Raw genomic sequence first — 23,851 nt, forward strand, 5'->3', positions numbered from 1 at the left:
TCGAGTCTAGTTCTTTTGTTCGATTCACCATGAGAGTTTTATCATCCTTACCAGGCATTTCTCGGGCCGTTGCATCTTATCGCCCACCTCGGACATCCGTTCGAAACGACAACGCCGGGTAGAGTTCCTGAGGCTGGCGAACGCGCGCCACTTCCCCGTCACAGGAGCATCATGACCGCCGTCGTCCCTGCCCGCGATCCGCGGAGTCGCTACCGCATCGAGCCGACGGTCTGGCAGGCGCTGCGCAGTCCGCGCCTGCTCACTCGCGAGGTGCTCGCCGGCCTGGTCGTGGCCCTCGCGCTCATCCCCGAGGCGATCGCGTTCTCGATCATCGCCGGCGTCGATCCGCGCGTCGGCCTGTTCTCGTCGTTCGTCATGGCGGTGGCGATCGCGTTCCTCGGCGGACGCCCAGCGATGATCAGCGCAGCGACCGGGGCCGTGGCACTGGTCATCGCGCCGCTCGTGCGCGACCACGGCATCCATTACCTCATCGCTACGGTCATCCTCGCGGGGGTGATTCAGATCGTGCTCGGCCTGCTCGGGGTCGCGAAGCTCATGCGGTTCATCCCGCGTTCGGTGATGGTGGGGTTCGTGAACGCGCTCGCCATCCTCATCTTCATCGCCCAGCTGCCGCAGCTGTTCGACGTGCCATGGATGGTCTACCCGCTCGTGACCGCAGGCCTTGCCATCATCTACTTCTGGCCCAAGCTGACCAAGGCCGTGCCCGCGCCGCTCGTCGCGATCATCGTGCTGACGGCGACCGTGATCGTGTTCGGCATCGCGGTGCCGACCGTCGGCGATCAGGGCGAGCTGCCCCAGTCGCTGCCGACGCTGTTCATCCCCGAGGTGCCGTTCACGCTCGAGACGCTCCAGATCATCGCGCCGTATGCCGTCGCGATGGCCGCGGTCGGGCTGCTCGAGTCGCTGCTGACCGCGAAGCTCGTCGACGACATCACCGACACCCACTCGCGCAAGACCCGCGAGGCGATCGGCCAGGGCGGCGCGAACATCCTCTCGGGCCTGTTCGGCGGCATGGGCGGCTGCGCGATGATCGGGCAGACGATGATCAACGTGAAAGTGTCGGGCGCGCGCACGCGCATCTCGACGTTCCTGGCAGGTGTCTTCCTGCTGATCCTGATCCTGGTGCTCGGCGATGTCGTCGCGGTGATTCCGATGGCGGCGCTGGTCGCGGTCATGATCGTCGTGTCGGCGTCGACCTTCGACTGGCACTCGGTGCGGCCGGCGACGCTGAAGACCATGCCCAAGAGCGAGACGGCCGTCATGCTCATCACGGTCGTGATGACCGTCTGGACCAACAACCTCGCCATCGGCGTGCTCGCCGGTGTGCTGACGGCGATGGTGCTGTTCGCGCGGCGCGTGGCGCATTTCACGTCGGTCACCCGCCATGAGGTGATGGATGCCGGGGTGCCCGCCGTCCGCTATGAGGTCGACGGCGAGCTGTTCTTCGCGTCGAGCAACGACCTCACGACGCAGTTCGAGTACACGCACGACCCCGAGCTCGTGGTCATCGACCTGTCGCGGTCGCACGTGTGGGACGCATCCACCGTTGCCGCGCTCGATGCGATCGAGACGAAGTACGAACGACTCGGCAAGCGTGTCGTGCTCGAGGGCATGAACGACGCCACGACGTCGTTCCACGGGCGGCTCAGCGGCGGTGCGACCGGCGGGCACTGACCCGGCGACCCGAGAGCCGCGACGCCGTGCCGAAGGTGCGAAGGCGCCGAGGTGCCGAACGGATGCCGGATTCTCCCCAGCTCTGGCATCCGCTCGACTATTGGTTGCCGAGCTCTCCGTAGATCGAGAAGATCGGCATGTAGAGCGACACGACCATGCCTCCGATGAGGATGCCGATGCCGACGATCAGGATCGGCTCGATCGACGCGGTGAGCTGCTCGGTGGCCGTCTCGACCTCGCCCTCGTAGAAGTCGGCGATGGATGCCAGCATCTCGGGCAGCGTTCCCGACTCCTCGCCGACGGATGCCATCTGCGCCACCATCGGCGGGAACACGCCCGCCTTGGCGAGTGGTGCTGAGAACGTCTTGCCCTGCTTGACAGACTCGCCCACCGCGCGCACGGCTTCTTCCACCTTGTAGTTGTTGGCCGCCTCACCCACGATCTCGAGCGCCTGCACGAGTGGCACGCCGGCCTTGAGCATCATCGACAGCCCGCGGCTGAACCGGGCGACGGCGATCTTGGTCGAGAGCGGTCCGAACACGGGCAGCTTCAGCTTCCAGGGGTCGACGACGCGCCGCACCTTTTCGGTGTTCTTGTTTCGCTGCCACCAGAACGCCCCACCAATGCCGACGACGATCATGAGGGGCAGGAGCCACACCATGTTGTTCGACAGGGTGACGAGGATCTGGGTCGGCAGCGGGAGTTCCGAGCCCATCCCGGTGAACATGTTTGCGAACACCGGCACGATGAAGGTGACCATGCCGATGACGCCGAGGATCGCGATGACGAGGACGATCAGCGGGTAGGTCGTCGCGGACTTGATCTTGTTGTTCAGTTCGGCTTCGTTCTTGTACGTCGCCGCGACGCTGGTCAGCGACTGCCCGAGAAAGCCGCCCGACTCCCCCACGCGCACCATGCTGACCATCAGCGGCGGGAACACCCGTTCGTGCTGGGCCATCGCGGTCGACAGCGGCTGCCCCTGTTCCACCGCGGCGTGGACCTGCAGGAGCGCGGCCTGCAGCTTCTTGTCCTCGGCCTGCTCCGTGAGGATCGCGAGGGTGCGCATGAGCGGCAGGCCGGCGTTGATGAGCCCGGCCATCTGCTTGGCGAACACCGCGAGCGTGTCGGCCTTGACGTTCTTCTCGAGACCGGGGATTGATATCTCTTGATTGAGCCCGGTCTTCGAGGTCAGCGCGACCTCGAGCGGGGTGAGACCCTGGGCGCGCAGCTTCGAGACGACGGCGCTCTCGCTGCCCGCCTCGATCGTGCCCTTGACCATCCCGCCGCCACGCGCGTCGACGGCGCGGTAGGTGTACTCCTCGATGAGCGACATCAGTTGCCCCAGCCCGCTGCCGAACGCTCCGAGGCGTGCATCGTCCACGCCTCCGCGTCGTAGTCCACCGGCCGCACGCGTGCCTCGTCGAACGTCTTCGGGTCTTCCGCGACCTCCTTGGCGAGCGCCAGCGAGATCGTCCCGCTCTCGACGAGACGCTTGAGGTCCTGATCGAGCGTGTGCATGCCGAGCGCACCACCGGCCTGCATCATCGAGTAGATCTGGCTGATCTCTCCCTCTCGGATGAGGTTCGCGATGGCGGGTGTGTTCACCAGCACCTCGGTGGCGATGACACGTCCGGCATCCTGCGCCTTCGGCAGCAGCGTCTGCGTGATGATGCCGCGCAAAGTGTCGCCGAGCTGGGTGCGCACTTGATTCTGCTGATCAGACGGGAACGCGTCGACGATACGGTTGATCGACTTCGCCGCGCTCTGCGTGTGCAACGTGGACATCACGAGGTGACCGGTCTCGGCCGCGGTCAGCGCCGTCGATATCGACTCGGGATCACGGAGCTCACCGATGAGGATGATGTCGGGGTCCTGACGCAGCACGCGGCGCAGCGCCTCGGAGAACGAGGCCGTGTCGCTGCCGATCTCACGCTGATGGATGAGCGCCCGCTTGCTCGTGTGCTGGAACTCCACGGGATCTTCGACGGTGACGATGTGGGCGGGCTTCGTCTGGTTGACGACGTCGATCATCGAGGCCAGCGTCGTCGACTTTCCAGAACCGGTCGGCCCCGTGACGAGCACGAGTCCACGCGGCTTCATCACGAGATCGGCGGCGACACGCGGCACGCCGAGCTCGGCGAAGCTCTTGATCCGGTCGGGGATGAACCGCAGCGCGACCGCCACCGCGCCGAGCTGGCGGAACACGTTGACGCGGAAGCGCGCGACGTTGGGCACCGTGATCGAGAGATCGACCTCGCCGTGCTGGCGGAACTCGGTGACCTGGTCACTGGTGAGCATGCCGCCTACCGCTGAGTCGAGCCAGTTCGCCGTGGTGGGCTCGAGGTATCCGGGGATGTCGGCAAGGTCGCCGTCGACGCGCATGAGCGGTGGGTGGTTCGCCGTCAGGTGCACATCGGACGCGCGCGAGCGCTGCGCGATGCCCAACAGATCGAACAGCGGCGACACACCAGCCGTCGAGGGCGGGGTCGTGGACGTGGTGGGGATCGACATGGCGGTTCAGCCTTCCGTCCGGGTGAAGGTGAGCACCGACAAGGTGAGCTTGCCCGTGGAGTACTCGAGGTTGATCGGTGAGAGCAGGCGTGGTCCGGCGCCGAGGGCATCGACGAACGCCGCAGCCTTCTGCGCGTCAGCGGTCATCTCCGCACGGACTGCAGCGGTGTCGACGTCCTCAGCATCTCCGCTGTCGGAGTCGTCATCCTCGGCGCCGGGCAGGGCATACGGAAGCGTCAGATCGACGGTGACGGTGACGAGCACCTGCATCTGCGGAGACTCGTCCGAGCCGCCGGGCGCTGCGGGAGCGGTCGTTTCGGGAACTGCCGCGTCGCTCACGGCCGAGTCGGTATCGGTCTGCTCAGTCGACGCAGCATCGGCAGCCCCGGTGCTTGCCGCTGCCTCCGCGACCGGGTTGCCGTCGGCATCCAGGCCCGTGCGGGGCGTCCACTGCTCCAACTCGCCGGCGACGACACTTTCAATGCGGATGTCAGCTGTCTCCGCCGCGGCATCGACGATCTCGTGGATGTCATCGAGCTTCGGTGCGGCGGCGATCTCGCTTCGCAGCTCGGCGAGGTTGCGGTCGATCTCGTCGATGCGGTCGTCGGCTGCGGACAGTGCGTCGATCTGCGTCTGGTAGACCGCGTTGCTCTGGTCGACCGAGTCGGCGTTCGCGTTGATGGTCTGCGCCTGCGCGAACATCGGCATCCCGATGAGCGCCACGCCCAAGACCAGCACGACGACGAGGAGGAGGATGCCGAGGAGATTGATCAGCTGCTTGTTGAGGGTCATTGCTGTGCCTCCGCAGCGTAGGTGCCCGTGTACACGGTCTGATCGAACGTGACACGCAGCTCGTAGTCGTATGCGTCGCCGGAGAGGGTCGTCGCCCAGCCATCGGCGTCGAGGACACCGGGCAGTTGACGCACCTCACGGATGAGGGCGACGAAGTCGGTCGGCGTCGCGCTGATGAAGTGGATGCTGCCGGAGGCACCCGCCTCGGTGGTCGGATCTTCCGTGTGCGGCAACCCGCCGGGCGCGAGCGAGTACTCCGAGATGCCGACGTCCGCTGGCAGGACATCCTTCACGGTCTCCAGCAGACCTCCCCATTTCAGGTCGGTGCCCATAGCCTGCGTCCGGAAGTCGCCGAGCTCGGACTCGAGCTGGAGCTTCTGACTGACCGGCTGCAGCGCTGCGACCTGGATGAGCAGCTCGTTGGTGTGCGCGTTCGCCGCCGCGAGGCGCACCGAGGCGGCGGTCAGCAGCGTGAACACCCCTGCCGTGCCGATGGCGACGACCGCGAGGACGGCCACGAAGCCCCAGCCCCACTTGCGCAGCAGACCAGCGCGTTCGCGGCGCTCGACGACGGTGCGCGGCAGCAGGTTTACTCGGGGCGCACCGCCCACGGTGAGGGTCGGTGCCGATGCGAAGGCCATCAGCGATCCCCTCCGAGGGCGAGTGCGGCAGTGGTGATGAGATTCAGGTCGTCGTCGGCCGACGCCACCGCGGTCTTGACTGCGATGACACCACTGGCGGCGAGCACCTGCACGGGCATCGGCAGGCTGGCCCCCAACGCGGCAGGAATGCCGGCGACGGCGGCACCGGCTCCGCTGACAAGCACCCGGGTGATGGGAGCGTCTGCCGAGCGGTCGGCATAGAACCGCAGCGTGCTGCCCAGGCGCAGCACGAGATCGTCGATGGCTGCGGGAGTCATCTCCGTGCTCGGCCGGGCGAGTGCGCGCGCCGCGGAGCGTCGCCGCAGCGGCACCTCGCCGCCTGCGGACGCAGGAACGGTCTGGAGGATCTCCTCCAGAGCGGGCACGTTCTCGGCATCGTGCTCCACGGTCTCGGAGGCGTGGGCGCGCACCGCCGCCGTCGCGATGTCGACCGGGATGATGCGCACGAAGCGGGGCGCGCCGTCCTGCACGACGACGACGTAACTCGTGTGGTCGCCGAGGTGGAGGGCCGCGACCGTCTCGCCCTGCGCCGCGACGCGCGAGACCGCTCGGGCCAAGGCGAACGGAGCGAGGTCGACCACCTCGACGTCGATCTTCGCCTTGGCGATGGTGCCGACGAGCTCCTCGACCGTCTCGGCAACGGCCGCGACCAGCAGGCCTGACACCTGGTCGCCCTCCTGCGAGATCGGGTAGAAGTCGAGAACCGCCTGATCGGCCGGCACCGGCAGCAGGTCCTGGACCTGGAAGGGCAGTGCCTGGGCGAGCAGGTCGGGCCGCATCGCCTGGGTCGTATAGTCGCGGACGAGAATGCGACGGCTGCCGATTCCCAGCACGACGCGCTTCGACTTGATGCCCGCGCGCGACCAGAGCTGGCGGATGGCCAGCGTCACGGCATCCCGATCGAAGACTTCGGAGTCCTTCGCAGCGCCGGGCGGAAGAGGGACGGCGCCGTACGCCACCAGGGTCGGGGACTTCCCCGTCGTCACCTCGGCGGCGCGCACGCCCTCTTCGGTGATCTCCAGACCGACGATCGTCTTCGCCATGTCGCGCTCCTCTCCCCAGGCCGGCTCAGCCGGCGACCAGCATTCCTACGTACCAACGGGCGATCGCCTCGCCCGACAAGACTCCGACCCACGCCCCGGCGACCATGTACGGGCCGAACGGGATCGCGCTCTTGCGCGTCGCCTTGCGCGTCGCCATCAGCGCGAGACCGACGACTCCGCCGATGAGGAAGGCGGCGAATGCGCCGACGACCAGCGCGCCCCAGCCGATCCAGCCGAGCGCGGCTCCGAGCACACCGGCGAGCTTGACATCGCCGCCACCCATACCGCCCGGCTTGACGACGCGCAGCAGGAAGTAGAACGCGAACAGCGCCAAGCCGCCGATCGCCGCGCGCAGCAGCGCCTCCCACGGCACGCCGAGAAGGCACGCGAGGGCGAACAGCGCGGCCAGCACGATATAGCTCGGCAGCACGATGACGTTCGGCAGTCGTCGCGTGTCGAGGTCGATCATCGTGAGCGCAATGCTGATGGATGCCAGGTAGAGGTAGGCGACCAGCACCGGCCAGAACTCGGGCGGGACCGATCCTTGAGCGAGCGCCGCGGAACCGAACGACTCGACCAGCCACCACGTCACGCCGACGAACGCGACTCCCGTCGCCAGTTCGACCAGCGGATACCGCGCCGAGATCCGCACACCACACGACGCGCACTTACCGCGCAAAGCTAGCCATGACACGAGGGGCACGTTCTGCCACGGCCGCACCGGTGCATCGCACACCGGGCACTGGCTGGGCCGGGTGAGCGGGATGCCCGCTGGCACCCGGTAGACCACGACGTTCAGGAACGAGCCGATGATCAGGCCGAGAACACCTGCGAAGACAAGGAGGACGAGTGCAGGAGCTGTCACGGTGACGCCACATCCCGTCGCGAGAGGAGGTCACCGAGTACGGCGCCTCCGCCCTCTTCGACGTCTTCATCCTCGCCCGGATCGACGCTCCCGGGGAACCCGACCGGGGTATACCAATAGTTCGGGTTTCCCTTCATCTGGCCGGCCTGCACCGATCCCAGCCAGTCCTCGCCGGCGTTCGGGAAGTTGACGGTGCACTGCGTGAAGATCATGGCCGAGATCTTCGACTTGCCACCGGCCGGCAACATGCGCGTCGTCGCGATGCTGACCGTGCCCGAGGTGGCGCAGTCGCGCGTGGGCGATTCGGGAACGATGAACCACAGACGGTGCTCCGCCCCGTCTGCGGACTCGTAGGTCTGCTGCTGCACGTTCATGGACGGTGCGACGAAGATGATGTCGGTCTTCAGTCGCATCGTCCCGCTGTAGTTGTGCATGTCCAACGTCGAACAGTGGCTCGCGTCGATGATCGTCGGAGTGGTGAGACTGTTGATCTTGGCGATCATCTCGTGCTCCGGATACCAGCTGTATGCGCACGAACCCGTCCACGCGATCTTCTGGAACACGCCATCCGTGACGAGTTTGTCCAGATCTGCCTGCGTGATTCCCTGCCATTGCGGGGCGTTCGGCAGCTGAGGCACGGTGACATTGGGTTGCAGCGACGTCCTCGTCACCGATGTCACAGCCCAGGCCTCGGCCGGCGGGTTGCTCGGAATGTTGAGAGTACCGCCGTACATGATTCGGTCGCGCGCCGCCGGTGCGCCGCCCGACAGCGTGAGGTTCCCACCCGCATAGATGCTCTGGACGAAGCGGGAGCTGATACTCGTCGCCACCACATTGGCCTTCGCGTGAATGCTCCCGTCGATGGTCATACCGCCGCTCAAGGTGACGTTGCCTGCCGATGACACCACGTCGCCGTAGATCCTCGGGCCGCCGGAGAACGTGATGTCGCCCTTCGCGTACACGCCGCCGTCGATCGTGCTGCCCCCCGACACGTGCACTTTGCCGTTGAGTGACACGAGATCACCGTGGATGTCCGTGCCGGACCCGATGGTGACGTCCTTCTCGGCGTAGACGTCACCCGTGACTTCGCACCCGCCGACGCCGATCACCGTGCCGGCGGGCAGGTACATCGAACCGGCGATCGCGCCGCCGGAGTTGCAGGTGAAGTCGCCGGAGATACCCTCCTCCGGGATGACCCACACCGTCGATGGCACCGCCGGGTCGACCGCCTTGATCTTCAGCGCGGCCAGGTTGAGCGGCGCGCGGGTGATGAGAGCCGGCTCGTTCACGACCATCGGCGCGGGCGTGTACACGTAGACCGCCTCGGTCGTGGTCACGGCGCCGTCGGCGGCATGCCCCTGGGAGCGGAAGATCACGCGTCCCGAGAGACTCACACAGTCGCGCGTGACGGTGAACGTGGATCCGCTGCCCATGTCGCCGCTGACGGGGTCGGGCTCGATCGGCGTGTCATCGCAAATGTCGCCATCGCGCAGCGCCACGGCGAGGGCCTCTGCCAGGCCGGCGTCTGCCGCGGCTCGCGACTGGGCTGTGCTCCGGCTCGAAACCACAGCGCCCGCGGTGTTGACGACGATGGCCGCCAACGCAAGCCCGCCGATCGTCAGCACGAGCATGACAACGAGCACGGTGACGAGCGAGGACCCTCCGTCTCGGTCTCCGCGCAGCCGATCTCTCAGTTCCAGCACAGCAGGCCTCCGTCGCTCACTGCCTGCGCGGTGACGCCGTCGGTCACGGCGATCGTGACCTGATCCATCGTGATCTCCATGCCGATGCGGAGGCTCTTACCGCCGTCATCGGCGAATACCTTCGCGTTGTCGAGTGTGCCGACGACGCCGGTGGCGAGCTTTCCCCAGGAGGAGTCTGCTGCGGGCAGCGCACCACTCGCGTCCACTCGGTACACGAGCGCGCCCCCGGGCAGAAGCTCCCACGCGCGGCACTCAGGCGTCCCGTCCGGCGCGATGTACGTGGCGTCCACCCGCGTGCCCTCGTCGTTGATGTGAAAGCCGGTCGCGTTGCGAACCGATGTCGCGATGCTGCTCGCGACAACATTCGCGGTGCCCGTCGCGCTGTCACGCGCGACACCGTCTCGCTGCACCGTGAATCCGTTGACGAAAGTGATGGCGATGAGGGTGAGAGCAATGGCACCGACCGCCACCGCCACAATCAGCTCGACCAGGGTCATGCCCTGCTCATCGCCGCGACCCCAGCAGGTCATGATGCCGCCCCCACGCTGATCCTCGTCGGAACCGACACCAGCCGTCCTTCACTGTCGGTCACCGTGAACGTGACGAGGATCGAACGGGGATACGCCGCCGCACCGGTCGGGCAGACCGGGTCGCCGGCTTTGTCTGGAGATGCGACCGCGGTGACGGTGAGGTCCCGGTTGCTCGGCTCGTCGGGATCGATCGCCGCGACCGCAGTCAGCAATGCGTTACACGTCCGAACTGTACCCTTCGCCGTCGGGAACTCGTCGCGGAGCTGAGCCAGACGATCGTTCGCGAGAGCAGTCGCCGCGACCACATCACGGTTGACCACGCTCAAGCTCACCCCCGAGATCAGCAACGGGAGAACAGCGAGCGAGATTACCGCGAAGAGGAACAAGGCGATAATGACCTCGACGAGGCTGAAACCGTCGTCTTCGGTCTTGGTCATGCTAGATCGCCTCCGAGCATGGAGTGACGGGATAGTGTCGAAGCCGGCCCGTTCGGGTCGGGCCGGCTTCGATCGTGAAATCGCTTACGGGATGATGCAACCCGGTCCCGCGAACGCAGCGGTCTTGCTCGACGCCGCAACCGCGGTCGGCTTCGTCCCCGTGTATGCGACGACGCAGATAGTCTCGATCGTCGGGTTTCCCGTGCCCATCTGGGCGACTGTGACGTCGTCCTTAGCCAACTGACCAAGCTCCTTCGTGATCGCCGCCGTGAGCTCGGTTGCGTCAGTCACCGATGCGACCTGCGACGCCACGGCGGTGGCACCGTTAGCAGCGATCGTCTCGAGCGACTGCTGCTTTGCCTGATCCTGCAGGCCGGCGAACACCGGGATCGCGATCGCGGCGAGGATGCCGAGGATCACGACGACGACGATCAGTTCGATGAGCGAGAAGCCCTCGTCGCCGTTCTCCTCGCGACGAGCCTTCACCGCCTGGACATAGTTGTGGATGCTGCGCATGTGCGTGCCTTTCCTAGGGGGTTGTGTACAGGAACCGGCCCTTGTGCGCACGCCGAATAACGGTCCGGGGGGACCTAGCTCTTCGGGGGGCTCTCGGTGTCGGGAAACGCCGAGAAGTGCAGAGCCTGGATCGGAAAGCTCGCCGCGAGGACGGTTCTCCCTCTCCGACGCCCATCATTAGAGACTTCTCATCTTCTGTCAATGGTGAATCTGAGAAACCTGTGAAAAAAGTGTTATCCGTTGCGGATGTGACTGGAGTGACGTAGGAGGATCACACCTCGAGCACCTCGAGACGCACCCGGATGACGTCGCCCTCACTGAAGCCTTCGGCATCGCGAACCGCACGCTTGAGCGGGAGAACGTATTCCCGGCGCTGTGCGTCCGGAAAGATCGAGGTGCGCCACTTCGATGTGCCGATCTGCACGTTCACCCGCACAGCACCGAAACCCCGTGGAACCCGTGGAATCTCACGGATATCGGCGCTCAACTCGGCGGGAACACCGACGAAGAACCACGCCTCGGTGCGCGCGTCCCACAGGAACACGTCCCCTTCGAATTCGACGATCATGACGCCAGGTTAGCGACCGGCGCCGTTCTTATGCCGCGCCAGGCATGTATTGCCCGGCGCCCGAGCTCACATCCCGAAGTCCTGCTCCAGCTGCGCGACGGCCCGCCCGCGCGGCAGCACCACCGGTCCCCCGGTGTCAGGGTCGGGAATCACCCGGCACGACAGGCCGAACACCTGCTCGACCAGCTCTTCGGTGACGACCTCGCCCGGCGCGCCCTCGGCCACGATGCGCCCGTCGCGCATCGCGATCAGGTGCGTCGCGTAGCGGGCGGCGAGGTTGATCTCGTGCAGCACCGCGACGACCGTGCGCCCCTCGGCACGCAAGTGCGCGATGAGGTCGAGCAGCTCGATCTGGTGCGCGATGTCGAGGAACGTGGTCGGCTCGTCGAGCAGGAGGATCGGCGTCTGCTGCGCCAGCGCCATCGCCACCCACACTCGTTGGCGCTGCCCACCCGACAGCTCGTCAAGAGGCCGGTTGCGCAGGTCGGTGACTCCCGTGGCATCCATCGCCTCGGCCACCACCCGCTCGTCTTCACGCGACCAGCGCGACATGAGCGACTGGTGCGGAAAGCGGCCCCGCGACACGAGGTCCACGACGGTGATGCCCTCAGGCGCGGTCGACGACTGCGGCAGCAGCCCGAGCCGGCGTGCCACATCGCGCGACCGGTACTCGTGGATGGCCCGTCCGTCGAGCACGACCGAACCGTTCGAGACCGGCAGCAGCCGCGCGAGCGCGCGCAGCAGCGTCGACTTGCCGCACGCGTTGGGCCCCACGATGACGGTGAACGACCCGTCGGGGATCGTGATGTCCACCCCGTTGATCACGGTGCGATCGTCGTACGCGACCTCGAGGGAGGTTCCGTACAGCCGGTCGGATGTCGAATCGGTCATTTGGACTTGGTCTCCCTTGCCAGCAGCCACACGAGGTAGACCCCGCCGATGCACACCGTGACGGCGCCGACGGGGATCGTGATTCCGGGCAGCGCGTGCTGCGCGATCAGATCGGCGAACGTCAGCAACGCGGCACCCGTCAGCGCCGACGTCACCAGGTCTACCGACGCGCTCGTGCGGGTCAGCCGGCGCGCGACCTGCGGTGCGGCCAGCGCGACGAACGCGATCGGGCCGGCGGTCGCCGTGACGATCGCAGTGAACGCGATGCCCAGCGCAATCATCGTGATCTTCGTGCGCTCGACCGGCAGTCCCTGCAACCCGGCGAGCTCGTCGCCCAGCTCGAGCTGGCGCAGCCGCGGTGCGGCGAGCGCGATCAGCACCAGGAGGACGGCGATGACCGCCAGCGACGGGAGCACCTGCGCCCACGTGACGCCGTTGAGCGTGCCGGCGCCCCACACCGCCGCCTGCATCGCGAAGTCGACGTCGACCTTCACCATGATCCACGCGTTCAGCGACGCGAGCATCGCGGCCAGCGCGATGCCCACGATGATGAGCCGGAACCCCTGCACACCCCGTTTGAACGCCAGCAGGTACACGGCCAACGCGGTGATCAGCCCGCCGGCAGTCGCTCCCCCGGCGATGGCCGCGAACCCGGCACCGCCCGCGAGCATCACCAGCAGCACGCCCGTGAACGACCCCATGTCGAACCCGATCACATCGGGGCTTCCGAGCGGGTTCTGCGTCAAGGTCTGGAACACCGCGCCGCTGAGCCCGAGTGCCGCGCCGAACGCCGCTGCGGCCAGGGCCCGCGGCAGCCGCCAGTCGACGACGACCATCCGCACGCGCTCGTCGGCCTGCCCCATCAGCGCCGCGAAGATGTCGGGCACCGACACCGTGTACGTGCCGAGGGCGAGCTGGGCCAGGATGCCGGCGACGACCACCGCGGCGAGGATCACGCACACGATCACCGCCCGCCGGCGCACCCGCGTCGAGAAGCCGCCGAGCCGGAGAGTCGTCACGCCCGGGGTGTCGACGACACCGGCATCCATTCTCTCGATCACACTCACAGCGCCGCCGCCTTCGTCCGGCGCACGAGGTAGATGAGCACCGGCGCACCGAGGAACGCCGACACGATGCCGACCTGCAGCTCGGCAGGCCAGACGATCAGGCGCCCGATGATGTCGGAGACCAGCAGCAGCACGGGCGCGAGCACGAGCGAGAACGGCAGGATCCAGCGCTGATCGGGCCCGGTGAGCCAGCGCACCGCGTGCGGCACCATGAGCCCCACGAACGCGATCGGCCCGACGGCCGCCGTCGCCGCGCCGCAGAGCAGGGTGACCGCGACGACCGTGGCCATGCGCGTGATCCCGATGCGCGCCCCGAGCGTGCGGGCGAGGTCGTCGCCGAGCGCGAACGCGTTGAGCGACCGGGCGAGCAGCAGCGCGATCACGAGACCGCCGACGATGAAGCCCGCGACGACCGGGATCACCTCGGGCTCGCGGTCGGCGAGGTCGCCCGCGGCCCAGAACCGCAGGTGGTTGAAGGCGGTGGGGTTGATGAGGGCGAGGGTGGATGCCATTCCCCCCAGCACTGCGCTCAGCGCCAGCCCGACGAGGGTGAGCCGCAGCGGGGTGGCTCCCCCGCCCCCGCGCCGCGCGATGCCGTACACGACCACGGTCGCGCCGATCGCGCCGATGAACGCGAACGGCAGGTACTGCGTGACCGACGTGACCCCGAAGACCGCGACGCCCAGGACGACGGCGAGGTTCGCGCCCGCGTTGACGCCCAGGATGCCGGGGTCGGCCAGCGGGTTGCGCGTGAACGCCTGGATGAGCGCGCCCGCCACGCCGAGTGCCGCTCCGACGAGCACGCCCAGCACCGTCCGCGGAATGCGCAGCTCGGTGATGATGAGGCTGTCCGGCGATCCGTCGGGGTGGAACAGCCCCGCGAGCACCACGTCGAGCGGCAGCGGCTTCGACCCGATCGCGAGGCTCGCCAGGCACACGATCGCCAGCACGCCGATCGAGACGAGCAGCAGCACCGGGCGCAGTGCGCGCGCCCGGGCCTCGGTCTCGAGCTGGGCCCCGGGTGCGGCGATCGCGGTCATGCGGCGGCGTCGAGCAGCGCCAGCGGCCCGTCTTCGTGGGCGATCAGGTCGGCCAGCGGCACCCCGCACTCGCGGCTCATCGCCTTGAGCAGCCCCTGGCGCGTCTGGAACCCCGACTCGTGCATCGCCGTGCGGATCGTCCCACCCGCGCGCAGGTTCGCGATGGCGGCGTTGAGTCTCGTCCTGGTGCGCCACCGCGCGAACGTCATACCGGTCTCCTCGAGAAACAGCCGTTGCAGGTGCCGGATGCTCGTGAAATGGCGCTCCGCGAGCTCACTCAGTGTGCCGTCGTACACCGCGGCATCCATCGCCACGGCATACGCGACCGCGTGCGTCGGGTATTTCAGCGGGAAGTGCTCGCGCGTCAGCGAGTGCAGCAGATCTTCGAGCGCCTGGCGGAACGGCTCGCGCTCGTCGTCGGTCTCGGGCGCGGCGCACAGCAGCACGGTGATGAAATCCGACAGCATCCGGATCTCCCCCAGGATCCGGGTGCGACCCTCCGGCGGCACGGCCGTGTCGTGCAGGATCGGCCCCAGTGCCATGCCGTCGTCCGAGAGCACCAGGGCGTGCGGTTCGCGCGCGGGGATCCACGCGCTGTGGTGTGCCCGCAGGATCACCGTGCGCCCCTCGACCGTGAGCCGTCCGGTGCCCGACACGAGATGGACGAGGTGCGGCTCGTCGTGGCTGTGCATCTCGTGCCCGTGGAACCGGATCGCGTTCGTGCGCGCCACGACGCGACCGAGTTCAGCGAAGTTCACGCTCGCTCCTTGTGTCGCGTCCGTTGCGGGAATGTCATGCTGGTCGCGATAAACGCGCCCAAGGTGAGGCTAGCCTAAATCGAGTATCCCCCGTTTCCGACATCCCACCCGAGGAAGCATGACTTCGCTGCGCCGCACTGTGCCCGCCCTTGCCCTTTCCGCATCGCTGATCGCCATGGCCGGCTGCGCCACCACCGTGCCCGGTGCGGGCGACACCTCCGACGTGGATGCCGCGGCCCCCGCCACGCGAGTAGTGAGCACCGAGCAGGGCGAGGTCACCATCCCCGCCGATCCCGAGCGCATCATCGTGCTCAACTCGAACCTCGCCGGCTACCTGTTCTCGCTGGACGTGCCGGTGCTTGCGACGCTGCCCGAAGAGGTCGGCGAGGTCGACCCCGAGTATCCGGAGTTCTGGGCCGACGAGGCCACCGAAGCGGGCACCGTGATCCTCCCCTGGAGCGAAGACGGCTTCGACTTCGAGGCCCTGCTCGAACTCGACCCCGACCTGATCATCGCGGGCGGTCAGGGATTCTCCGCCTTCCAGGCCGTCGAGTCGTACGACCGGCTGACCGAGGTCGCACCGACCGTCATGGTGAGCTCGTCCCTGCTCACGTGGCAGGAGCAGCTGGACTTCATCGCCGACGACATCCTCGACGACGCCGCCGGCGGTGCCGAACTGCTCGCCGCGTACGACGACCGGGTCGCCGAGGTCGCGGCATCCATCACCGTTCCCGAGCTGCCGATCGCCTACCTCATCACGACCGTCGACACCCCGTACTCGATCCCCGAGAACGCCGCGCTGCCGCAGGCGCTCGCCGAGCTCGGCTTCGAGCCGGCCACCGTGATCGCCGACAACCCCGGGTTCGAGACCTATGGCACCGGCGACTCGTTCGAGCTGTCGACCGAGCAGCTGAGCACCGTGTTCACCGCACCGAGCATGTTCGTCTTCCCGTTCTTCGAGGGCCAGGGCCCCACGGCCGACGATCTGAAGTCCGACCCGCTGTACTCGTCGCTGCCCGCGTTCCAGAACGACCAGGTGTACGAGCTTCCGGCGTGGGTGTATCGCGCCGACTACCTGAAGTCGATGGCGATGCTCGACGAGATCGAAGCCCAGTTCGGCTGAGCGGCTCACGCATGGCACAGCGCAGCTTCGTCCCCCACCCCATCGTCGTCCGCGAGCTCACCGTCGCGCGGGTCGCCGACGTCACGCCCCGCATGCGCCGGGTGACCCTGACCGGCGCGCAGCTGGCATCCTTCCACCGCGACGGACTCGACCTGCCCGCTTTCGTGAGCACCGGCTTCGACGACCACGTCAAGCTCGTCTTCGCGACCGAAGGCGACGTGCGCGACATGCTGCCCATCCAGCGCGCGCACTCGATCGATTGGACCGACGCCGAGCACCGCGCCCTGCGCGACTACACGCCCCGCCGGGTCACCGCCGATGAGCTCGACCTCGACTTCGTCCGGCACGGCCACGGGCCGGCGGCGTCGTGGGCCGAGTCCACCGCGATCGGCGACAGCCTGTTCATCCTGGGCCCGAAGTCGTCGATCCTCTTCCCGGACGACGTCGACTGGGTCGTGCTGGCCGGCGACGAGACCGCGCTTCCCGCGATCGGCCGCTACCTCGACGAGCGCCCGCTCGACGTGCCGGTGCAGATCGTCGTCGAAGTGCACGACACCTCGGCCGTGCAAGAGCTCGCGCTGCGAACCGGCGACACGCTGACCTGGGTCAAGCCCGGCGAGCTGGTCGACACCGTGACCGGGCTGGAATGGTGGCACGGCAGCGCGTACGTGTGGGCCGGTGCCGAGAGCTCGGCGCTGCTGCCGCTGCGCCGCTGGCTCAGCCGCGAGAAGCAGGTGCCCAAGACGCACGTGAACATCACCGGCTACTGGCATGTGACCGCCGACGATGCCGAGGCCGGCGAGGTGCCGGGCGAGGCGAGTGCCGCAGGCGACATCGAACGGCTGCTGTCGCCGATCCCCTGGTTCGCGGTGCGCACGGCCCTGTCGCTCGGGATTCTCGACCGGGTGGCGGCCGGCCGCCACCGCGCGGCCGACCTGGCTGCCGCGAGCCGCGTTCCGGTGGCCGGGCTGCAGACGCTGCTCGACGTTCTGCTCGCACACGAGATCCTGAGGTCGGATGCCGGGGTGCTGACCCTCGGGCCGGTCGGCGAGCACGTGCTCGCCGACGACCATCTGCGCGAGAGCCTCGATGACACGGCCGAGGCCCGGACGATCCTCGCCCTGGCCCAGCTCGAGGGCGCCCTGCGCGGCGATGTGGCGTTCGCGGAGGTGTCCGGAGCGAGTCTGGCGACGGCCGTGGACGCCGATGCGGACGGGTACGCGGAGCGCTATGACGAGACCATGGGGTTCGATTTCGTCGCCGCCGGGGTGGTCGATCACCTCGGGGACGCGAGGCGGGTGGCGGTCACCGGGCCGGGCAGCGCCGCCTTCTCGAAGGCCGTCGCAGATCGGGCTCACGTGCGCGTGGTCGAGTCGGCCGCGGGTGTCGAGGTGCTGCGCGCGCAGATCTCCGAGCCCCACCGGTCGTTCACGTCGGGGTTCGACGCCGCTGCCGCCGGGTTCGACGCCGACCTCGCTGTCGCCGCCCTGGCCCTGGCGTACCGCACCGACGACGAGGCCACCGAGGTGCTCACCCGCCTGCGCACAGCGTCACCGCGCGGATGGATCATCGAGCAGGTCGCCGCGCCGCACGACGACGCGACGACCCCGCACGCCCACGAGGCCGAGCACGGCCTGCTGACCTTCATGGGCACCGGCTCCGCTCCGCGCACGGTCGCCGACCTCGCGCGCCTGGCCGCGACATCCGGATGGGACGTGGTCTCCCACGAGCCCATCGGCTGGAACCACGAGGTCATCGAGCTGCGCCGGGCTTAGCGGCGCTTCGGCGACCCGACCTCGATGGGCGACCCGACCGACACCGAACGCTGGCTCGGGCCGGTCACCGCCTTTGACGAGATGGCCGAGCTCGAGCTCGCCGGGCGGGAGGGCTGGCACACGGTCGAAGCGGGAATGCTCGCCCACCGCGTGGTGCTCACCGACACCCGATGGGAGCATCGGCGCATCCTGTGGCGCGGGTCGCTCGCCGCCGAGCAGGCAGCGGGCTGGCAGGTCGGATGCCGCGCCTTCCCTTGGATCTACCTGGTCCGCGACACCGGTATCCGGGTCGAACGCTGACCGCCCGCTGCTTCCTCCACAACGGTCGCCCTGTGCCTCCTCTCCACAGTTCGCGTAGTTCCGCGGCTGCGGCCGGCACGCCGGTGGCAGGATCGGGGCAACCGATCCACAATGGAGGTGTGTACGTGTCGATCGAGACCATCAGCATCATCATCAGCGCCGTGGCGCTCCTGGTGACGCTCGGCGGCATGTTCTTCGCCGGGTGCGCCTGGGTGATTCGTCGTATCGACGAACTCGAGCAGCGACTCGGTGCGCGCATCGACGCGGGCGATGAAAAGCTCGGCGCGCGCATCGATAGCGTCGAAGAGAAGCTCGGCGCACGCATCGATAGCGTCGAAGAGAAGCTCGGCGCGCGCATCGATAGCGTCGAAGAGAAGCTCGGCGCACGCATCGACGGCGCGCAGAGGGAACTCGTCGAGCTCAAGATCGGGCTCGCACGGCTCGAGGGTCCGCCTCGGCACCTGATCCCGGCGCGCTGATGCTGTGCGTCCGGACCGAAGCGTGAGGCCGGCAGCCATCGACGACACCGTCGACACGACCATCGACGCCGGCGCACCCCTCGTCATCGCGGGTGTGACCTCTCCCCACGAGACGACCTACCTGCGGTCCGCCGGGGTGCGCACGCCCGGCAATGCGGATCCCGCCACGGCCGACACCGTGATCGCCTTGTACTCGGTGACGAAGGCGTTCACCGCGACAGCGGCGCTGCAGTGCGTCGAAGACGGACTGATCGACCTCGACGCTCCCGCTCGCGACTACGTGCCCGAGATCGGCGACCTCGAGGTGCTCACCGCGCTCGACGAGGACGGCACCGCACACACCCGGCCCCCGGTGCGCGACATCACCCCGCGCATGCTGCTGCTGCACACCTCCGGGCTGGGCTACGACATGTTCGATAGTCGCTACGCCGCACTGTCCCGGCGACGGGTAACCTCGGCGACACCGCTGCGCGACTCGATCACGACGCCGCTGCTGCACGACCCCGGCGACCGCTGGACATACGGCACCTCGATGGACTGGATGGGCCTCGTGATCGCCGCGGTGCGCGGGCAACGGCTCGAGGACGTGTTCCGTGAGCGCATATATGCGCCGTGCGGAATGGCATCCACGTCTTTCGACGTGACACCCGACATGCGGGCACGTCTCGCCACCGTCCACCGGCGCAACCGCGAAGGTGAGATCGTCGCCACGCGTGCAACGCCGCCGGATACGCCCGAACTCGACATGGGCGGTCAGGGGCTGTTCTCGACCGTGCCCGACATACTCGCGCTGCTGCGCGTCTGGCTCGGCGACGGCACCGCGCCCGGCGGGCAGGCGCTGCGGCCCGAGACCCTGGAGTGGGCGGTGCGCGGCCGGCCCGGACTGGAGATCACGCCGTTGCCGGCGGCGATCCCGGCGCTGACCCGGCCGGCCGAGTTCTTTCCCGGCCGCGAGAAGTCGTGGGCCTACTCGTTCCTCGTGAACGACGACGACGTTCCCGGCCGGCGCCGCGCCGGGTCGCTGTCGTGGGCGGGTCTGGGCAACGTCTTCTACTGGATCGACCGCACCTCGGGCGTGGCCGCCGTCTGGGCGGCGCAGCTGCTGCCGTTCTTCGATCCGGTCGCGGCCGACGGCGTCGACGCGTTCGAACGCGCGGTGTATGACGGTGCCCGCTGACGGTGCCTCCTCCCCAATCGGTGCCACGCGGCATCCATCCACAAAATCCCGTGGATCCCCGCTCCGACCGCACTGCCAGTGGCACGATCGGATCATTCGACCGACAATAGGAGGGTGCTCGTGTCGCTCGAGATCATCACCACCGTCATCAGCGCCGCCGCGTTGCTGCTGACGATGATCGGCATGTTCATCGGAGGGTTCGCCTGGGTGATCCGACGCGTCGACGTGCGTATCGGCCGCGGTGAGGACCGGCTCGGCGAACGCATCGACGGGCTCGGCGAACGCATCGGAGGCGTCGAGCGTGAGCTCGTCGAGGTGAAGATCGGCATCGCACGTATCGAGGGACCACCCCGGCGCCTCATGCCCGCGCGGTGAGGCCGAACCTACGGGTGGATCACCACCGGCGTGCCGGCCGGCAGCTGCGCCAGCCGATCGGTCGCGGGGCCGTCGAGGTAGATGCACCCGAACGAGTTCGGGCCCGACCGCACCTTGTAATAGTGGAACGCGGTCACAGCGACCTCTCCCCCGTCGAACCCGGCCATCGCCGGTGACTGCACGCCCAAGTAGACCAGCGGATGCCCCTTCGTGTACGCGAACCGCGGCTCGACCTTGGTGAGCATGATGAACGTGCGACCCGTGGGAGTGGGCGTGGAGGTCTTGCCCCACGAGAAGTCGTTCGCGACACGCTCCCACCCGCCGGCGGTCACGATGTCGATCGTGCGGTCCTCGAGGTGCACGTCGACGTACGAGTCGTTGCGACGCAGCTCGACATCGGCGGTGCGGAACCAGCCGGCCGCCTGACCGGCATCCCCCGACGGCGGCACGCCCTGCCGCCCCGGCAGCAGCACCTTCACCCAGTGCGTGTGTCGCTCGATCACCGGCACGGTCGTCCCGCCGTACGTCTGATTGCGCGGCAGATACGCGAAAGGGTCCTCGCCCGGTTCGGCGAACACCGGTGCGCCCGGATCGAGCGGCTGGGCGACCAAGCCGCTGAGCGCCCCGAACGGGTCATCGTCGACGGGCAGCCGGTGATCGACCACCCAGACGTCGAGCCGCGGCAGGCTCGCGATCCGGTACTCGCCGGTGTCGGCATCCGGTCCCGTTGCGGCGGGGACGACGTCTTCCGGCCCGTCGGCCGGCGGGGTGGATGCCGGGGCCCGGACCTCGATGTCGGCGAGCGCCGCTTCCGGCGCGGTGTCGCCGGGGTGGGTCAGCGCGGCGGCTCCCACCAGCCCAAGCACGCTGAGCACCGACAGCGCCGTGATCAGCCACGGCGCGACCGGAGTCCGGCGGTGCGCGCTCACCCTTCCATGGTCCGCGCCGCCGAGCTCACACGCAACCGGTCGTCACCAGCGCGGGTGGATGCTCTCGCGCAGCAGCCGGTCGTAGACCTCGACCACGGCCGCCTCGAACCCCGACAGATCGACCCCGGCAGCGGTCTCGGCCGCAGCCGCGTTGGCCGCAGCCTGTGCGACGTTGCGGGCACCGGGGATCACGGTCGTCACGCCCGGCCGCGTCGCCGCCCACGCCAGCGCCGCCGCGGGCAGGTTCACGCCGTCCGGCAGTGCGTCGCTCAGCTCGGCGACGGCCTGCAGGCCGGTCTCGAACTCCACGCCCGAGAACGTCTCACCCTGATCGAACGCCTCGCCGTGCCGGTTGTAGGTGCGGTGATCGTCGGCCGCGAACGTCGTCGACGCCGTGTACTTTCCGCTGAGCAGCCCTGATGCCAGGGGCACCCGCGCGAAGATCGAGACCCCGGCATCCACGGCCGCCGGCAGCACCTCGTCGAGCGGCTTCAGCCGGAACGGGTTGAGGATGATCTGCACGTTCGTCACACCCGGCCGCGCAATGGCGGCGAGCGCCTGGGTGCACGTCTCGACCGAGACGCCGTAGGCGGCGATGCTGCCCGCGGCGACGAGGTCGTCGAGGGCGTCGTAGGTGCCATCCGCGTCGATGACGGCGCTGGGCGGGCAGTGCAGCTGCACCAGGTCGAGCGTGTCGACCCCCAGGTTGCGCCGCGACCGGTCGGTCCAGGCGCGGAAGTTGTCGGGCGTGTAGTTCTCGGGCTCCTGCTCCAGGCGCCGGCCCATCTTGGTGGCCACGGTGATGCCGTGGCCGGGGCGGGCGGCGAGGAACCGGCCGATCAACGTCTCGCTGCGGCCGTCGCCGTACACGTCGGCGGTGTCGAACAGGGTGACGCCGGCGTCGGCGGACGCGGCGAGCACGTCGAGCGCCGCGTCTTCGGAGACGTCGCCCCAGTCGGCGCCGAGCTGCCAGGTTCCGAGGCCGATGACGGATACATCGCGGCCGGTGCGGCCGAGGGGGTGTTGCTGCATGCCTTCAGGCTACGCGTTCGGGCGCTCTTGGCGACCGCGCACGTAGGCCGAGACCACCGCCACCGCGGTGCCCACCACGACGCCGATCAGGGTGTCGAGCGTCCGGTCCACGAGCAGCGTGATCGGGTCGGACGGGTACGCCAGCTCGACCATGAGCAGCGCCAGCGGGGTGATGAACAGCATCGCCAGCCCGTAGTTGCGGTTCACGTAGAGTTCCGCGCCGACCTGACACAGCACGGCGACGAGGATCGTCGCCAGCGGCGGCAGGTGCAGCGCGAGCAGTCCGGCGGCGATGACCACACCCAGAAGGGTGCCGACCAGCCGCTGCGACCCGCGCACGAGCCGCGCCTGCAGGTGCGCACCGCCCAGTGCCGCGACGGCCGCGACCATCGCCCAGTACCAGTGGTCGCCGATCAGCAGCAGCCCGACGATGCCCGCGAGCAGCGCGCCGATGCCGATGGTGAGCGCGGCCCCCTTCGCGTGCCGGTCGGCCGGCAGCGGAGCAGGCGCCGGGGCCAGCACGCTCCGGCCGCGACGGGCGAAGGCGATGGCGATCGTGAGCGCGATGCTGAACAGTGCCGAGGCTCCCCCGATGATGATCACGTCGAGAAAGGACGAGACCGTCGCCGGCAGGCTCGCGCACGCACCCGCGGAGAAGACGGCGAACAGCGAGGACGGTGGATGCCAGCGCCAGGCGTGCGCGAGCAGTGCTACCAGCCCTGCGACGACCGCCACGACCACGACGCGCAGAGCGGCCGGGGTGCCGACGACGGACAGCGCTGTGCCGATCAGCATGCAGACGACCATCGTCACGCCGGCCGCGATCTGCATGCGGATGCGATCGGCGTACCGGTCGTAGCGGCCGTACAGCGAGGCGAACGCGCCGAAGCTGGCGTACACGCTCAGGTCGACGCGCCCGACAGCCCAGAGGATCAGCAGCGGCACGGCGATCGAGACCGCGGCCCGGATCGCGACGCGGTGGTCGCCTCGGTGCGGGGCGATGCGGATGAGGCCCGTCATGAACCGACCCTGACTCTCACCCATGCTTCGATCGTACGGCGGTGCCGGTCTCCGGCATCCATTCGCCGGCATTTGTCACGCCGATCTGGCGGTGCGCGGCAGCCGACGGCGGCGCAGACTGGCCGCATGCCGAAGGTGCCGGTGTACTACTACTCCTCTGTGTCGAACCTGACCGGACGATTCGCCGAGCACCTGGCCGCCGTCGACGGCCGCCCCGTGTTCAATCTCGCCGATGCGATGGTGCGCCGCCGCGAAGCCGGCGGGCCGTGGGTGCTGCTCACCCCGTCTTACAAGGCCGGCAATGCCGACGAGGTCACCCTGCCCGCGCCGGTGCGCAGCTTTCTGCGCTCGCCCATGAACCGGAGACGGCTGATCGGCATCATCGGGTCGGGCAACCGCAACTTCGGCGTGTACTACCAGGCCGCGGCACGCCAGCTCGCGCAGCTGTCCGGACGGCCGGTGCTGTTCGAGTTCGAGCTGTCCGGCACGCCCGAAGACGTCGAGCGGTGCGTGGAGATCCTCGACCGGCTCGACGCCGCCGTCGCCGCGGGATGAGTCCCTGG

26 protein-coding genes are annotated in these 23,851 nt (G+C 68.6%); 8 read left to right on the forward strand and 18 right to left on the reverse strand.

Annotated elements, in window-relative coordinates; all coding sequences use genetic code 11:
• Window positions 1-171 precede the first annotated feature (171 nt).
• Window positions 172-1,695 carry a SulP family inorganic anion transporter gene (locus tag BKA10_RS06165; RefSeq protein ID WP_183499090.1) on the forward strand — a complete coding sequence of 508 codons (1,524 nt, stop codon included), beginning with the start codon at window positions 172-174 and terminating at the stop codon, window positions 1,693-1,695.
• 97 nt (window positions 1,696-1,792) lie between these two features.
• Here the strand turns inward: BKA10_RS06165 and BKA10_RS06170 are convergent, their stop codons facing one another.
• The 15 genes from BKA10_RS06170 to BKA10_RS06240 form a co-directional block, all read right to left on the reverse strand.
• On the reverse strand, window positions 1,793-3,076 hold the full coding sequence (locus BKA10_RS06170; RefSeq protein ID WP_308221555.1) for a type II secretion system F family protein: 1,284 nt from the start codon (window positions 3,074-3,076) through the stop codon (window positions 1,793-1,795).
• The gene (locus tag BKA10_RS06175) at window positions 3,028-4,206 is read right to left on the reverse strand and encodes a type IV pilus twitching motility protein PilT (protein ID WP_183499091.1); all 1,179 of its coding nucleotides are present in this window, start codon (window positions 4,204-4,206) and stop codon (window positions 3,028-3,030) included. The genes BKA10_RS06170 and BKA10_RS06175 overlap by 49 nt, the downstream gene beginning before the upstream one ends.
• Before the next feature lie 6 nt (window positions 4,207-4,212).
• Window positions 4,213-4,998, reverse strand: coding sequence for a hypothetical protein (locus tag BKA10_RS06180; RefSeq protein ID WP_183499092.1), 786 nt, complete (start codon window positions 4,996-4,998; stop codon window positions 4,213-4,215).
• Window positions 4,995-5,639 carry a hypothetical protein gene (locus tag BKA10_RS06185; protein WP_183499093.1) on the reverse strand — a complete coding sequence of 215 codons (645 nt, stop codon included), beginning with the start codon at window positions 5,637-5,639 and terminating at the stop codon, window positions 4,995-4,997. The genes BKA10_RS06180 and BKA10_RS06185 overlap by 4 nt, the downstream gene beginning before the upstream one ends.
• Window positions 5,639-6,703, reverse strand: coding sequence for a pilus assembly protein PilM (gene pilM / locus BKA10_RS06190; RefSeq protein ID WP_183499094.1), 1,065 nt, complete (start codon window positions 6,701-6,703; stop codon window positions 5,639-5,641). The genes BKA10_RS06185 and pilM overlap by 1 nt, the downstream gene beginning before the upstream one ends.
• Window positions 6,704-6,728: 25 nt before the next feature.
• Window positions 6,729-7,568: a prepilin peptidase gene (locus BKA10_RS06195; RefSeq protein ID WP_183499095.1), complete on the reverse strand. Its 840-nt coding sequence runs from the start codon at window positions 7,566-7,568 to the stop codon at window positions 6,729-6,731.
• Window positions 7,565-9,271 carry a polymer-forming cytoskeletal protein gene (locus BKA10_RS06200; protein WP_183499096.1) on the reverse strand — a complete coding sequence of 569 codons (1,707 nt, stop codon included), beginning with the start codon at window positions 9,269-9,271 and terminating at the stop codon, window positions 7,565-7,567. The genes BKA10_RS06195 and BKA10_RS06200 overlap by 4 nt, the downstream gene beginning before the upstream one ends.
• Window positions 9,259-9,801: a PulJ/GspJ family protein gene (locus BKA10_RS06205; RefSeq protein WP_277816513.1), complete on the reverse strand. Its 543-nt coding sequence runs from the start codon at window positions 9,799-9,801 to the stop codon at window positions 9,259-9,261. The genes BKA10_RS06200 and BKA10_RS06205 overlap by 13 nt, the downstream gene beginning before the upstream one ends.
• A complete protein-coding gene (locus tag BKA10_RS06210; RefSeq protein ID WP_183499098.1) occupies window positions 9,798-10,238 on the reverse strand; it encodes a type IV pilus modification PilV family protein in 441 nt (146 codons plus the stop codon). The genes BKA10_RS06205 and BKA10_RS06210 overlap by 4 nt, the downstream gene beginning before the upstream one ends.
• Before the next feature lie 84 nt (window positions 10,239-10,322).
• Window positions 10,323-10,754: a type II secretion system protein gene (locus BKA10_RS06215; RefSeq protein WP_183499099.1), complete on the reverse strand. Its 432-nt coding sequence runs from the start codon at window positions 10,752-10,754 to the stop codon at window positions 10,323-10,325.
• Window positions 10,755-11,025: 271 nt separating this feature from the next.
• The gene (locus BKA10_RS06220; RefSeq protein WP_183499100.1) at window positions 11,026-11,322 is read right to left on the reverse strand and encodes a DUF1905 domain-containing protein; all 297 of its coding nucleotides are present in this window, start codon (window positions 11,320-11,322) and stop codon (window positions 11,026-11,028) included.
• Window positions 11,323-11,388: 66 nt separating this feature from the next.
• Window positions 11,389-12,213: an ABC transporter ATP-binding protein gene (locus BKA10_RS06225; RefSeq protein WP_183499101.1), complete on the reverse strand. Its 825-nt coding sequence runs from the start codon at window positions 12,211-12,213 to the stop codon at window positions 11,389-11,391.
• Entirely contained in the window at window positions 12,210-13,280 is a 1,071-nt protein-coding gene (locus BKA10_RS06230) for a FecCD family ABC transporter permease (protein WP_248198920.1), read from the reverse strand. Before BKA10_RS06230 ends, BKA10_RS06225 begins: the two co-directional genes overlap by 4 nt.
• Entirely contained in the window at window positions 13,277-14,320 is a 1,044-nt protein-coding gene (locus BKA10_RS06235) for an iron chelate uptake ABC transporter family permease subunit (protein WP_183499102.1), read from the reverse strand. The genes BKA10_RS06230 and BKA10_RS06235 overlap by 4 nt, the downstream gene beginning before the upstream one ends.
• Entirely contained in the window at window positions 14,317-15,078 is a 762-nt protein-coding gene (locus BKA10_RS06240) for a helix-turn-helix domain-containing protein (protein ID WP_183499103.1), read from the reverse strand. The genes BKA10_RS06235 and BKA10_RS06240 overlap by 4 nt, the downstream gene beginning before the upstream one ends.
• A gap of 118 nt (window positions 15,079-15,196) precedes the next feature.
• Between BKA10_RS06240 and BKA10_RS06245 the strand changes: the two genes are divergently transcribed.
• The 6 genes from BKA10_RS06245 (at window position 15,197) to BKA10_RS06270 (ending at window position 20,307) form a co-directional block, all read left to right on the forward strand.
• Window positions 15,197-16,201 (forward strand): ABC transporter substrate-binding protein, encoded by a 1,005-nt coding sequence (locus tag BKA10_RS06245; RefSeq protein WP_183499104.1) that lies wholly within the window; start codon window positions 15,197-15,199, stop codon window positions 16,199-16,201.
• A gap of 11 nt (window positions 16,202-16,212) precedes the next feature.
• On the forward strand, window positions 16,213-17,976 hold the full coding sequence (locus BKA10_RS06250; protein WP_183499105.1) for a siderophore-interacting protein: 1,764 nt from the start codon (window positions 16,213-16,215) through the stop codon (window positions 17,974-17,976).
• A 24-nt stretch (window positions 17,977-18,000) separates the two neighbouring features.
• Window positions 18,001-18,276 carry a hypothetical protein gene (locus tag BKA10_RS06255; RefSeq protein ID WP_241739905.1) on the forward strand — a complete coding sequence of 92 codons (276 nt, stop codon included), beginning with the start codon at window positions 18,001-18,003 and terminating at the stop codon, window positions 18,274-18,276.
• 125 nt (window positions 18,277-18,401) lie between these two features.
• Window positions 18,402-18,755: a hypothetical protein gene (locus BKA10_RS06260; protein ID WP_183499106.1), complete on the forward strand. Its 354-nt coding sequence runs from the start codon at window positions 18,402-18,404 to the stop codon at window positions 18,753-18,755.
• Between the two features lie 22 nt (window positions 18,756-18,777).
• The gene (locus tag BKA10_RS06265; RefSeq protein ID WP_183499107.1) at window positions 18,778-19,932 is read left to right on the forward strand and encodes a serine hydrolase domain-containing protein; all 1,155 of its coding nucleotides are present in this window, start codon (window positions 18,778-18,780) and stop codon (window positions 19,930-19,932) included.
• Window positions 19,933-20,052: 120 nt separating this feature from the next.
• Window positions 20,053-20,307 carry a hypothetical protein gene (locus tag BKA10_RS06270; protein ID WP_183499108.1) on the forward strand — a complete coding sequence of 85 codons (255 nt, stop codon included), beginning with the start codon at window positions 20,053-20,055 and terminating at the stop codon, window positions 20,305-20,307.
• 8 nt (window positions 20,308-20,315) lie between these two features.
• On the opposite strand, the gene BKA10_RS06275 is transcribed toward BKA10_RS06270, so the two are convergent.
• Genes BKA10_RS06275 through BKA10_RS06285 form a run of 3 tightly spaced genes read right to left on the reverse strand, consistent with a single transcriptional unit; the run spans window position 20,316 to window position 23,312 of the window.
• Window positions 20,316-21,236 carry a L,D-transpeptidase gene (locus BKA10_RS06275; protein WP_183499109.1) on the reverse strand — a complete coding sequence of 307 codons (921 nt, stop codon included), beginning with the start codon at window positions 21,234-21,236 and terminating at the stop codon, window positions 20,316-20,318.
• A 42-nt stretch (window positions 21,237-21,278) separates the two neighbouring features.
• Entirely contained in the window at window positions 21,279-22,268 is a 990-nt protein-coding gene (locus BKA10_RS06280) for an aldo/keto reductase (protein ID WP_183499110.1), read from the reverse strand.
• A 9-nt stretch (window positions 22,269-22,277) separates the two neighbouring features.
• Window positions 22,278-23,312 (reverse strand): FUSC family protein, encoded by a 1,035-nt coding sequence (locus BKA10_RS06285; protein ID WP_183499111.1) that lies wholly within the window; start codon window positions 23,310-23,312, stop codon window positions 22,278-22,280.
• A 102-nt stretch (window positions 23,313-23,414) separates the two neighbouring features.
• Between BKA10_RS06285 and nrdI the strand changes: the two genes are divergently transcribed.
• A complete protein-coding gene (nrdI, locus tag BKA10_RS06290; protein WP_183499112.1) occupies window positions 23,415-23,843 on the forward strand; it encodes a class Ib ribonucleoside-diphosphate reductase assembly flavoprotein NrdI in 429 nt (142 codons plus the stop codon).
• Window positions 23,844-23,851: the final 8 nt, after the last annotated feature.

It is taken from the genome of Microbacterium invictum, from assembly GCF_014197265.1.
Classification (GTDB): Bacteria; Actinomycetota; Actinomycetes; order Actinomycetales; family Microbacteriaceae; genus Microbacterium; species Microbacterium invictum.

What these genes read in the sequence shown, in the direction of transcription:
- pilM (WP_183499094.1), bottom strand. Translation starts at nt 6,703, where the DNA reads ATGGCGAAGACGATCGTCGGTCTGGAGATCACCGAAGAGGGCGTGCGC.
- BKA10_RS06215 (WP_183499099.1), bottom strand. Translation starts at nt 10,754, where the DNA reads ATGCGCAGCATCCACAACTATGTCCAGGCGGTGAAGGCTCGTCGCGAG.
- BKA10_RS06225 (WP_183499101.1), bottom strand. Translation starts at nt 12,213, where the DNA reads ATGACCGATTCGACATCCGACCGGCTGTACGGAACCTCCCTCGAGGTC.
- BKA10_RS06220 (WP_183499100.1), bottom strand. Translation starts at nt 11,322, where the DNA reads ATGATCGTCGAATTCGAAGGGGACGTGTTCCTGTGGGACGCGCGCACC.
- BKA10_RS06250 (WP_183499105.1), top strand. Translation starts at nt 16,213, where the DNA reads ATGGCACAGCGCAGCTTCGTCCCCCACCCCATCGTCGTCCGCGAGCTC.
- BKA10_RS06180 (WP_183499092.1), bottom strand. Translation starts at nt 4,998, where the DNA reads ATGACCCTCAACAAGCAGCTGATCAATCTCCTCGGCATCCTCCTCCTC.
- BKA10_RS06165 (WP_183499090.1), top strand. Translation starts at nt 172, where the DNA reads ATGACCGCCGTCGTCCCTGCCCGCGATCCGCGGAGTCGCTACCGCATC.
- nrdI (WP_183499112.1), top strand. Translation starts at nt 23,415, where the DNA reads ATGCCGAAGGTGCCGGTGTACTACTACTCCTCTGTGTCGAACCTGACC.
- BKA10_RS06255 (WP_241739905.1), top strand. Translation starts at nt 18,001, where the DNA reads ATGGGCGACCCGACCGACACCGAACGCTGGCTCGGGCCGGTCACCGCC.
- BKA10_RS06175 (WP_183499091.1), bottom strand. Translation starts at nt 4,206, where the DNA reads ATGTCGATCCCCACCACGTCCACGACCCCGCCCTCGACGGCTGGTGTG.
- BKA10_RS06235 (WP_183499102.1), bottom strand. Translation starts at nt 14,320, where the DNA reads ATGACCGCGATCGCCGCACCCGGGGCCCAGCTCGAGACCGAGGCCCGG.
- BKA10_RS06285 (WP_183499111.1), bottom strand. Translation starts at nt 23,312, where the DNA reads ATGGGTGAGAGTCAGGGTCGGTTCATGACGGGCCTCATCCGCATCGCC.
- BKA10_RS06245 (WP_183499104.1), top strand. Translation starts at nt 15,197, where the DNA reads ATGACTTCGCTGCGCCGCACTGTGCCCGCCCTTGCCCTTTCCGCATCG.
- BKA10_RS06185 (WP_183499093.1), bottom strand. Translation starts at nt 5,639, where the DNA reads ATGGCCTTCGCATCGGCACCGACCCTCACCGTGGGCGGTGCGCCCCGA.
- BKA10_RS06210 (WP_183499098.1), bottom strand. Translation starts at nt 10,238, where the DNA reads ATGACCAAGACCGAAGACGACGGTTTCAGCCTCGTCGAGGTCATTATC.
- BKA10_RS06280 (WP_183499110.1), bottom strand. Translation starts at nt 22,268, where the DNA reads ATGCAGCAACACCCCCTCGGCCGCACCGGCCGCGATGTATCCGTCATC.
- BKA10_RS06205 (WP_277816513.1), bottom strand. Translation starts at nt 9,801, where the DNA reads ATGACCTGCTGGGGTCGCGGCGATGAGCAGGGCATGACCCTGGTCGAG.